The organism is Clostridium sardiniense, from assembly GCF_016907995.1.
GTDB classification, from domain to species: Bacteria; Bacillota; Clostridia; order Clostridiales; family Clostridiaceae; genus Clostridium; species Clostridium sardiniense.
The window spans coordinates 177,691-189,518 of sequence record NZ_JAFBDA010000006.1; the positions used below are offsets into that span (position 1 = coordinate 177,691).

Consider the following 11,828-nt stretch of genomic DNA (forward strand, 5'->3'; position numbering starts at 1 on the left):
ATGCTAAATACATTACAAGATGTATTTCCATACGCAATTGCATTTACAATACCACTTTTAATTACAGCACTTGGAGCATTATATAGTGAAAGAAGTGGTGTAACTAATATAGGACTTGATGGTCTTATGATAGTTGGATCATTTATCGGAGCTTTTACAATAGTAACACTTCAAGATAAACTATCAGGTAATCTACCTATATGGATTGGACTTTTAGTTGCAACCATAGCTGGAGTATTATTTTCACTATTACATGCATTTGCAAGTATTCACTTAAATGCAGATCAGATAATAAGTGGTACTGCTATAAATATGATAGCAGGTGCTATTACTGTATTCTTAGCTAGAAATATTACAGGCAGTGGAAATATAAGAATAAGGCAAGGATTAATACCAGAAGATATACCAGTATTAAGTGAAATACCACTAATAGGGCCTCTATTATTTACAAATACTTATACATCAACATGGCTTATAATAGGGATTCTTATAATAGCTACATTTGTACTTTATAAAACTCCATTTGGAATGAGACTTAGAGCGTGTGGAGAACATCCACAGGCAGCAGATGCAGCTGGAATAAATGTATATAAAATGAGATATATAGGGGTTATGGTATCTGGAGGATTTTCAGCACTTGGAGGTGCAATAATAATTGCAACTTATGCTGGTGAATTCAATGGAAATGTTGGAGGACTTGGGTTCTTAGCACTTGCAGCTTTAATATTTGGACAGTGGAAACCTCTTGGAATATTAGGTGCAACATTCTTCTTTGGATTTGCAAGTACTATAGCTAATGTTTCACAAGTTATACCAGAACTTGCTACATTCCCACCATTTATATTAAAAGCTTTCCCATATGTAATGACATTAATTGCATTAATAATATTCTCAAAGAGTTCAAGAGCGCCTAAGGCTGTTGGTGAACCTTTTGATAAGGGAAAAAGATAATAAATTTATAAAAAGCGCCATAGAGAAACTCTCTATGACGCTTTTTCAATCATTATAAACACTACTTATTAATTAATATATTTTTATACTAATTCTTTTATTATTGCTAATATTTGAATTTTTTATGATATTAATAATAAATATTTTAGGCTTTTTATAGATAATATTATATCAGAGAATTCTTTTTACTGCAAAGGTCATAGTAAAAGGAATTTACTGGTATATAATTTTAAATATGTACTTGTTATAGCATTATATATTAGAAATTTAATAATGTAATTAATCTTAAATTCTATTTTTAAAACTGAAGTTTTAATATATGACTATTATCTTTTAAATAACAAACATATTCTCCACACCAACTAAATTCGATGGTTCCATCATATTTTAAGATTAAAAGATTATCCTTTAAACCTTCAAGAGGCTTAGAAAAAATTAAATATTTAGGTTCCATAATATAACCTATAGGTTTATCTGTAAAAAGATATTGTTTTTCTATAATAAATTTATTTGTTCCCATTGGAGAAGATATAAATTCTTTTTTTGAATCACAACTTAAAAACCCTATAAAAAGAGTTGCCATTATTAATGCACCAGAAATTATATTAGAAAATATTCTAATGTTTAAATTTTTAATATTTTTAAGTCTTAAAATACAATAAAGCAATATAATAAAATTAATTAATATAGATGGGTATAAAGAAGAAAGATTATATTCAGTAAAATATGTAATTAAGATAGGAATTAAATTCAATAAAAATAGTATAAAAAATAATAAATCAAGCTTTAGAAAATTTATATTTTTATTTTTAATAATTTTAAATATAAAATAAATAAATGATATACTTAAGATTATTATAAAAATTCCAATAGATGATATATAAATCATTGCTGTCCCCCTTTTTAGTGCAAAACAATAAGTAATATTTTAATGTTATGCACTAAAATTATATCAATTAGGCATATTTGTGTAAATAAAATAATGAATTCTAAAAAATATAATATGTATAAATATATTGTATATAAATAGATTTAAGGAGTAACAAAATGAAGAAAACAATAGGAATATTTGCTCATGTAGATGGAGGGAAAACTACATTCTCTGAGCAATTACTTTATCATACAAATAGTATTAGAAATAGAGGAAGGGTGGATCATAAAGATTCATATCTAGATAGTCATAAGATAGAAAAGGAACGTGGTATAACTGTATTTTCAGATATTGCAAAATTTAATTATAAAGATTCAACATATTATTTAGTAGATACTCCAGGGCATATAGATTTCTCACCAGAGATGGAAAGAGCTATAGGGATATTAGACTACGCAATACTTATAATTAGTGCGGTAGAGGGTATACAAGGACATACTGAAACTATATGGAATATATTAAGAAAACATAATATTCCAACATTTATATTTATAAATAAAGTAGATAGAACTGGGGCAGATATTAGTAAAGTCTTAAGTGATGCAAAAGTTAATCTAAGCAAGAACATATTTTTCATAGATTATAATATAAATGAAGGTATAAATGAAAATGATAAGGAATTTATAGCAGATAGAGATGATGAATTACTTAATCTTTATTTAGAAGGAGAATGTAATGAAGAATTATGGAGAGATAGATTAAAGGAACTAATAAAAAATAATGATATTTTTCCATGTTTTAAAGGATCTGCTCTTTTGGATGAAGGAATTGTAGAGTTTTTAGATGCATTTGATTTTCTTACAAGTACAGATTATAGAAATGATGGTAGCTTTAAGGGAAGAGTATTTAAGGTGAAATATGACGATAAAGGTAATAGAGTAACTTTTATAAAAGCAATAGGTGGAAAGCTTAAAGCTAAAGATGAAATAACTTTTAACTTAAATAATAAGGAAGTAAATGAAAAAGTAAATGGAGTAAGAATATATAATGGAAGTAAGTTTAATATAGTAGATGAAGCCTTAGCTGGAGACCTCTTTGGTGTAATTGGAGTAGAGAATCTTAAAGCAGGAATGTCAATTGGATTAGATAAAGATTTTATTTATGAAATGATTCCTACATTAAAAGCAAAAGTGATATATGATGAAAAACTTAATCATAACGATATATTAAAAATATTTAGGATTCTTGAAAGTGAAGATGGCAGCTTAAATGTAGTTTGGGATGAAACTCTAAAGGAAATGCATGTAAGTATAATGGGAAAAATACAACTTGAGGTATTAAAAGAAGTTTTATCTGATAGATTTAATTTAAATATAGATTTTGGAAGTCCAGAAATATTATATAAGGAAACTATTGTAGGAGATACTTTAGGATGTGGTCATTTTGAACCATTAGGACATTATTCAGAAGTTCATTTTAAGATAGAAGAAGGAGAAAGAGGAAGCGGAATAATTTTTGAAAACAAATGCCATACTGATGATTTAACTGTAGGTAATCAAAATCTTATAAAAAGCCATGTATTTGAAAAAGAACATAGAGGAATACTTACAGGAAGTCCAATTACTGATATTAAGGTAACATTGCTTACAGGAAGAGCACATAATAAGCATACAAGTGGTGGTGATTTTAGAGAATCTACTAAAAGAGCTTTAAGACAAGGACTAGAACTTGCAAAATGTAGACTACTTGAGCCATATTATAAATTTAAGATCGATGTAAGCATGGATTTGATAGGAAGAGTTTTATCAGATATACAAAAAATGAAGGGTGAATTTGAGGAGCCTATAAGTTATGATAATAAGGTTATTATTAAAGGTAGGGGGCCAGTTAAAACATTTATGAATTATCCTTTAGAATTTGTAAGTTTTACAAAAGGTAAAGGGACCCTTAGTTTATTATTTGATGGATATGATGTTTGTAATAATGAAGAAGAAATAATAGAAGAAAAAGGCTATGATAGAAACTCAGATATTGAGTATACTAGCACTTCAATTTTTTGCTCAAAGGGACAATCATATTTAGTAAAGGGCGAAGATGCTAGAGAATATATGCATTGTTTAAAGTAATTAAAATTTAAAATAACGGGGTAAGGAGAGTTTAATATATGAGGTGTGTTATTATACATGGAAGTCCAAGAAGGGGAAATACTTGGAATGTATTAAATATGGTCATTGATGAGTTAAGGGATATTCCTAATATAGAATTTGATATTATTGAGCTTGGGAAAATTAAATTAGATACATGTATAGGTTGCTTTAATTGTATAATTAAAGGCGAAGATAGATGTCCACATAATAATGATATGAAAATTTTAAGAGATAAGATTGAAGAAGCAGAAGTTATAATAATGACATCACCAGTATATTCAATGCAAGTATCTGGACTTTTAAAGAATTTTATAGATCATATGTCATTTAAGTTTCATAGACCTGGATATTATAAAAAGAAAGGGTTAGTTATAGCAACAACAGCTGGAGCAGGTCATAAAAATGCAACAAAATATATGAAAGAAGTTTTAGGATTTTGGGGAATAAATAAAGTTAATTCAATTGCAGTGGCTTATAGAAGGAAAGAGCTTACAGAGAAGAATATAGATTATATAAAAAAAGAAGCGAGAAAATTTAAAAGCGAATTAATTAAAGGTGATATACCCAAAAGCGGTTTTAAACAAGTGCTAATGTATAATGCATGGCGTGGGATGTCTAGTAATGATAAATCCATGGAAGCTGATTATAATTATTATAAAAATAATGGGGCAGACTATTATAGAGATGCAAATGTGAATAAAATTAAAATAATTATAGGAAATCTGGTATATAAAGTTATAAAAAGAGGATAAATATTACTTTATATACAGAGTTATTGTATAATATAGATAGATTTTAATTTCGAAAGGGGCTTATGTTATGAAAAAGGTTAACGAAAGATTTTTAGAGTATGTAAAAGTTGATACAAAATCAGATGAAACAACAAGAGTTACTCCAAGTACAAAAGGACAGTTAGAACTTGGAAAAATTTTAGAAAAAGAACTTAAGGAAATAGGTCTTGAAGATGTTCATGTTGATGAATTTGGATATGTTTATGGAACACTTAAAAGCAATTCAGACAAGAAAGATATTCCTACTATAGGATTTATATCTCACATGGATACAGCTCCAGATATGAGCGGTAAAAATGTTAATCCTCAAATTGTAGAAAATTATGATGGGGGAGTAATAGTTTTAAATGAAGATCTTAATATAAAATTAGATCCAAAAGAATTACCAGAACTTAAAAACTACATAGGAAAAACTCTTATAACAACAGATGGAACTACACTTTTAGGAGCAGATGATAAGGCCGGTATTTCAGAAATAATAACTGCAATGGAATATTTAATAAATCATCCAGAAATAAAGCATGGAGATATAAAAATCGGATTTACTCCTGATGAAGAAATCGGAGAAGGGGCAGATCATTTTAATGTTAAAGAATTTAATGCAGACTTTGCATATACAGTAGATGGTGGTCCACTTGGGGAATTAGAATTTGAAAACTTCAATGCTGCAGGAGCTAAGGTTACTATAGTAGGTAGAAACGTACATCCAGGTAGTGCAAAAGGGAAGATGATTAACTCAGCATTAATTGCTCATGAATTCTTAAATTTACTTCCATTAGACGAAGTACCAGAGAAAACAGAAAATTATGAAGGATTCTCATTCCTTTTAGGTATAGAAGGAAGTGTTGAGAAAACAGAGATGTCATTTATAATAAGAGATTTCTTTGAAAATGAATTTGAAAGAAGAAAAGAAGAGTTTAAAAAGGCTGCAGAAAAATTAAATGATATATACGGAAAAGATATTGTTAAAGTAGAAATAAAAGAACAATATAGAAATATGAAAGAAAAGATTGAGCCAGTAATGCATATTATTGATGTTGCAAAGAAGGCTATGGAAATGGCAGACGTAGTTCCAGAAATAAAACCAATAAGAGGTGGAACTGATGGAGCAAGACTATCATTTATGGGACTTCCAACACCAAACATGTTTACAGGCGGAGAAAACTTCCATGGAAGATATGAATATATTGCAATAGAATCAATGGAAAAAGCTGTTGAAACTATTATAAATATAGTTAAGATATATGGAGAACAATAAGCTATATAATAATTGTTAAATAAAAAAGCCTAAGATTAAAACTTAGGCTTTTTTATTTTCACTAAGTTTAGGAAGTAAAAACTTATAATCTCATAAAATTACAAAATAACAAAAAGAAGTAGGATAAAAATCCTACTTCTTTTTGTTTGTTAGAATATTTATTTTTGTGTACCTGCAATTAATAAGCAAAATAAACCACTTGCTATAGTTAAAAAACTAATGAAATGATGTGTATTTGTTATTGAGGCTAGATTAAAAAATAAAGCTAAAACACCACATAGTATACAAATAAATCCTAATGTTGCAACTATTAATTTTCCAGAAATAATTTTAGTTTTATCCTTGTCTAACAAATTAAATTTAGGCATATAAAACATCTCCTTTAAATAAATAGTCGTATAAGTTTAGTATATAAAATTTAAAACTTATTATACCTATATTATAATATATAAAGGTATGTATGTAAATGTTTAACCTATCTATATTAAAGAAATTAAGTGTTATAAATCAATAAAAAAGACAATCTAATTATATTAGATTGTCTTCTAAATAGTATGTTTTTAAAATTATTTATTAAGATTTCTGTCTATCCAAGATAACGCTCTTTCATCTATAGAACCAGAATGATTTTTATTTATTTCTGAAACAAATAAAAGATCCTTATCTTCAATTACTTCTTTTAAAGAATCATTTATCTCTTTTGATGAGAATTCAGAATAAACAATCCAACTTGAAGGCATAATTTGAGCCCATGAGCCTAGAGATTTAATTTTTCTAGTTAAATTGCTATCTTCATCATGATGATGGTGGTGGTTTAAGTGGTAAGTTATCATATATACTGACATAATTATGTTCTCCTTAAAATAAATTAATTTAATATTATTATACAGTTAATGCGATAAAATATCAAATGATAATTAGAATCATGAAAAATTCAAGATTTTAATAGAAACTTAAAGAAAACCTAGTTAACAATAAAAAGTTGGAGAATATAAAGTTGTATATTCTGTAAGTGACAGCGATTGAGTAACTTCAACTAAAGCAACAGTTAATGCTGATAAGGATATTACGAGCACAGGAAGATAAGATACTGCTTTATTCTTAATTATTGGAATTATGATTATAAGATTAGGTACTATTTTAATTATTAAAAGAAATAAAAGGTTAATTAAATAAATTTATAGAAATAAGCTCACAATTAGTGAACTTATTTTACTTTATAAAATTAATGTTTAGTAGTAAGATAAAGTTTAAATAATAGATGATAGAACTAATAAACTTAATGGAGATGAATAATGCATGGAAAAATGTTTGTATTGCAAAAAGGAGATAAAAGGAGATGGTTATAAAAATAAAATAGGAATTTTCTGCTCAGAAGATCATTATGATAAATATTATAAATCACTTTCAAAAGAAGAAATAATAAAAATAATGAATAGTATGTGTGTATGTAGTGATGATTAGATTTAAATTACTATTAATTAAGCCTTATCGAGGTAAATTATCTCAATAAGGCTTAATTATTTTATGGTTAAATAATCAGTAATTAAATAATTCATTTTTGAATATCTCTAAAGAATATTTAACATCTAAAGTTAAGTCACATTTTTTATATAATGATATAAAATCATTTAATTTTTTTTCTTTAGAAAAATCTTTTTCTACATTAAATGATACCTCGGTTAAAGAAATATCTAAATTATTAAAAGAATTTTTTGAAAGAGGAATAGTATATTCTAGGTCTATAGGACCAGATATACTAAAAGGTATATTTATTATACAATTACTATTATCACATTTAAGGGGAAGTGTATGTTTTAATGGAATAGAATAATCTAAGATTACTTCTAGATAACCATCAAAAAATAAAACTCCCTTATTTTTATCATAAATATCTAATAAGCTTAAATTAGATGTAACAATTAAATTACTTCTAATATCAGAAATGGAATCTATATAAGCAAAGAAATCAATAGTTACTTTAAATAAATCTGAGATATCACATTTAATTATTGATGTTGGCAATGTGAATTTACAAATACTATCTTCAGCTATATTAAAATTATTATCTAGGTTAATAGTTTCATTAATTTTAGGATTTCTTATCCAAGTAGCTTTACTGATATGGCTTATATCAGTGTCTACTTTCTTTATATAAAGTGAATTAAATTTTGCACTTCCTTTGCTTATATTAAATTTTGGCTTTTTAGATGGAGTTAAAATTATATTATTATCTTTATTATAATAATTAAATTTTATATTTTTTGTGTCTTTTAGGTTAGTGTTAATATTAGAAGAATCATTATTAATGTTATTATTTAAATAAATTGATGTTTTAAAAGTAGAGTTATCATTTGGAATAATATCAGTAGAAGTAATATAATCTCTTATGTAATTTCGCTCTAGGGGTAATGGTTTATATAGTGTTTTATATGATTCTACAAGAGCATCTATATTAATTTTATCATAGTGATCATAAGTGGATTTATTATAATTGGTATTTATTAGATTGTTTTTAAGTTCTTTAGAGTGTTTAATAGGTTTATCATTTAAATGATTATTAGTATTATAAAAATTAATGTTATTATGTGATTTAGGTTTTGGGTTATTAAAATTATTTTGAAGTATATTATTATAAATTAAAATTAGTGCTATAAATGGAAGTGTATTAATTTTATTTTTATCTTTGTAAGTAATAATATAAAATATTAATAAACAAATTGGATTCATATGCAATCCTTTATATAATTGGTCTTCTATATAAAATATTAATAAAAATATAGAATTATTATAAAAATTAAGATATAAATAGGAAAGCACTAATATAAATGTGTTTAAATAATTAATATTATTAAATACAAGGCTAAAAAAGTGCAACACTAAAATGTTATACATCATTAGAGCGTTGCACTAAATTTTTAAATATACTTATAGCTTATATTATATTAGAATACTAATCTATAAAGTTTAGTGAAATTTTATTTATCGTGATGAACTTCTATTTTTTTAGTTTGAAGTTGGAAAATAGATATATTTAATTTTAATGTTAATTTCTCAACTACTGTGTCAAATAAATCAGGATCAGTTGTATTACAAGCTGTTTTACTTATAACAGCTTCAGAAATTTGATACTTGTCTAATTCACAAGTAAAAGGTTCTTGTAGTTCAACAGATTGATAATGAATTCTTTCACAATCTGATTCGCTCAAGCTACCTTTATCGCAAGGTTTCATACAATCTTTTAGTATAGCAGTTTCTTTATTCTTAATATTTTCAGCAAGATCTGCATCTTCTAATTTTATAGGAACAGAGAAGTTGAATTTAACTTTTGCTGTTAAATCGTTATAGTCATTTCTCATAGCAAGACAATCTTCGCAAGGATCAGCTGGATCTTGGTCAGCAGATGGAGTTGCATATTCTACATTTTTTAGAATAAATCCTTCAACAAAAAGATGTGCATTACATTCATCATGATCATAATAATCATGTTTATAATAATCACGTTCTTTTTTCTCTGGTACTACGAAACATTGAGTTAATACAACTCTTCTAGAGATACGTTTTATGCTAAAAAATGATTCAGGGATAAATATTGAATCAGTTATAGGTTGAGTTATTTTAGCTTCTGCTACTTTTCTAAGAACTTTTGCTTTTACATAATAATCACATTTTTTATCTTCTTCTTTATGATAATCTTTTTTGCACTTTTCATCAGTATTTGCTGGAAAATTAGTAACATCTACATCTATATTATCTGAACATACAGGGAAATTTTTTTCACATTTGGAACTCATTTTATCACCTCATAAATAATCTTTTGTCTTATACTAAACGTATAATATATATTATTAAAAACAATACAAGAAGTGACAAAATATTCTAAAAGATTAATAATGAAATACTTCATTCTTAAAAACTTCTATATAATAATTTGCTATAATAGTAAGCTCACAGCCCTTATATACAGATATACAATCTTCTAACAAAAGATCTTCGCAAAGGTCATTTTTTATATTAAAAGATGATTTAACTATTGATAAATCTAAATCGCTAAAAGCATTTTCTTCACTAGGTACAGTATATTGAAGTTCAATAGGAACTGAAATATTAAGTGGACTTCTAAGAAGAAAATTACTGTATTTACATATGAGTGGAACTTTAAGCTCTAAAGGTATAGAGTAATCTATATCAGTTTCTAAATAACCATCTAAAAATAATGTACCTCTATCTCTTTTTGTAACATCTAGTAGCAGTAAATTAGATGTTATTACTAATTTATTTTTTATATCATTTATTGAGGCTATGTAATTACAGAAATTTATATCCCCTTTAAATGAATCAGAGATATCACATTTAATTAGTAATGTAGGCAATTTAAATGTACGATTAATATCTTCAGCTATATTAAAATTATCATAGGTTGCCTTATTAGATAAATAGCAGTTATTAATATAAGTTGAATTATCAATATGTTTAATAGTATTGGTAATTTTATTAAGATTACTTTTGTTAGTAGTCTTAAATTGGCAATTAGATACAAAGTCATCAGTGTTAAGGTTAATATTATTATCTTCAATATTTTCTGTATTAGAATGGCTAGTATTTAATGAATCGGATGATTTATCATTACAATCAATTAAATCACTTGTATTAATATCTTCAGATGCAGTAATTAATTTATTAGGTGATTTTAAAGTTGACTTTTTATTAGATTTTTTATCAAGGTAGTCTTTGGTATTAATAATATCCGAATTATCAATACAATCTGAATTTGAATGATCAATACTATGGCTAATATCCTTATGATTATTTATATTCTCTTCAATACTATCATTAGCATCATTGCTAGTATTCAATAAATCACAGGATTTAAATGATTTATCATTACAATTAATTAAATCGCTTGTATTAATATCTTCAGATGCAGTATTTGATTTGTTAGGTGATTTTAAAGTCGACTTTTTAGTATTAGATTCTTTATCTAGGCAATCATTGGTATCAATAATATCTGAATTAAGAATACAATCTGAATTTAAATGATCAGCACTAAGGTTAATATAATTATGATTATTTATATTCTTTTCTATGCTATCAGTAGTGTCATTTTTAGTATTTAATGAATCGGATAACTTTAATGAGTTATCATTAAAGTCAATTAAATCACTTGTATTAATATCTTCAGATACAGTAGCTAATTTATTAGAAGATTTCAAAGATGAATTCTCACTATTAATCTTTTTATTAATAGAAGCTTTTGTATCGGTAATATTAGCATTATAAATACAATCTGAATTTAAATTATTAATGTTATGATTATTATCCGTAGTATTATTTATATTTTCATATACAATATCATTATTAATATCTAATAAATCGAAGAATTTAAATAATTCATCACTATAATAAGCTAAATTATCTATGTTTATATCTGCGTATGGAGTAGTTGAGTTTAAAGGGGACTTTTCATTACTGTTTTTTCTATTTTCATAGGATGTGGTATCAGTAATATTAGTAGCACAAATATTGTCTGAATTTGAATTGTTGATGTTATGTTTAATGTCTGTAGTATTATTTATAGTTTCATCTATAATATCATTACTAGTATTTGATGAATCGTATGACTTAAATAATGTATTATTATAGTCAATTAAATCATTTTTATTAATATCTTTAGGCGTAGTGGTTAATTTATTAGTTGATTTAAAAGTTGACTTTTTATGATTAAGTTTTCTATTTATATAAGCTTTAGTATTAATATTACTAGAATCATAGCAATTATTATAAGTTGTATTAGAATTATGATTGTATTT

Annotated in this window: 11 protein-coding genes; 5 read left to right on the forward strand and 6 right to left on the reverse strand. The window is 25.5% G+C overall.

Going from position 1 to position 11,828, the window contains the following annotated elements; genetic code table 11:
* Positions 1 to 951, forward strand: a complete 951-nt coding sequence (locus JOC62_RS07375) for an ABC transporter permease (protein ID WP_204594584.1) — start codon at positions 1 to 3, stop codon at positions 949 to 951.
* Between the two features lie 298 nt (positions 952 to 1,249).
* Here JOC62_RS07375 and JOC62_RS07380 read toward each other — a convergent pair whose 3' ends face one another.
* Positions 1,250 to 1,534 (reverse strand): hypothetical protein, encoded by a 285-nt coding sequence (locus JOC62_RS07380; RefSeq protein WP_204594585.1) that lies wholly within the window; start codon positions 1,532 to 1,534, stop codon positions 1,250 to 1,252.
* Between the two features lie 464 nt (positions 1,535 to 1,998).
* Here JOC62_RS07380 and JOC62_RS07385 point away from each other — a divergent pair, with 464 nt between their 5' ends.
* The 3 genes from JOC62_RS07385 to pepT all read left to right on the forward strand — a co-directional run bounded on the left by JOC62_RS07385 (position 1,999) and on the right by pepT (position 6,018).
* On the forward strand, positions 1,999 to 3,948 hold the full coding sequence (locus JOC62_RS07385; protein WP_204594586.1) for a GTP-binding protein: 1,950 nt from the start codon (positions 1,999 to 2,001) through the stop codon (positions 3,946 to 3,948).
* A gap of 38 nt (positions 3,949 to 3,986) precedes the next feature.
* On the forward strand, positions 3,987 to 4,721 hold the full coding sequence (locus JOC62_RS07390) for a flavodoxin family protein (protein WP_204594587.1): 735 nt from the start codon (positions 3,987 to 3,989) through the stop codon (positions 4,719 to 4,721).
* A 67-nt stretch (positions 4,722 to 4,788) separates the two neighbouring features.
* Positions 4,789 to 6,018, forward strand: coding sequence for a peptidase T (gene pepT / locus JOC62_RS07395; protein ID WP_204594588.1), 1,230 nt, complete (start codon positions 4,789 to 4,791; stop codon positions 6,016 to 6,018).
* Between the two features lie 158 nt (positions 6,019 to 6,176).
* On the opposite strand, the gene JOC62_RS07400 is transcribed toward pepT, so the two are convergent.
* A complete protein-coding gene (locus tag JOC62_RS07400) occupies positions 6,177 to 6,386 on the reverse strand; it encodes a hypothetical protein (RefSeq protein ID WP_204594589.1) in 210 nt (69 codons plus the stop codon).
* Positions 6,387 to 6,584: 198 nt separating this feature from the next.
* Positions 6,585 to 6,863 carry a hypothetical protein gene (locus JOC62_RS07405; RefSeq protein ID WP_204594590.1) on the reverse strand — a complete coding sequence of 93 codons (279 nt, stop codon included), beginning with the start codon at positions 6,861 to 6,863 and terminating at the stop codon, positions 6,585 to 6,587.
* 454 nt (positions 6,864 to 7,317) lie between these two features.
* On the opposite strand from JOC62_RS07405, the gene JOC62_RS07410 reads away from it, so the two are divergent.
* Complete coding sequence (locus tag JOC62_RS07410; protein ID WP_204594591.1) at positions 7,318 to 7,482, forward strand: hypothetical protein; 165 nt, start codon at positions 7,318 to 7,320, stop codon at positions 7,480 to 7,482.
* 75 nt (positions 7,483 to 7,557) lie between these two features.
* Here JOC62_RS07410 and JOC62_RS07415 read toward each other — a convergent pair whose 3' ends face one another.
* The 3 genes from JOC62_RS07415 to JOC62_RS07425 all read right to left on the reverse strand — a co-directional run.
* Positions 7,558 to 8,748 (reverse strand): hypothetical protein, encoded by a 1,191-nt coding sequence (locus JOC62_RS07415; RefSeq protein WP_204594592.1) that lies wholly within the window; start codon positions 8,746 to 8,748, stop codon positions 7,558 to 7,560.
* Between the two features lie 248 nt (positions 8,749 to 8,996).
* Positions 8,997 to 9,812 (reverse strand): DUF7852 domain-containing protein, encoded by an 816-nt coding sequence (locus tag JOC62_RS07420; protein ID WP_204594593.1) that lies wholly within the window; start codon positions 9,810 to 9,812, stop codon positions 8,997 to 8,999.
* Positions 9,813 to 9,905: 93 nt separating this feature from the next.
* On the reverse strand, positions 9,906 to 11,828 hold a 1,923-nt coding region (locus tag JOC62_RS07425), incomplete at its 5' end, for a hypothetical protein (RefSeq protein ID WP_204594594.1).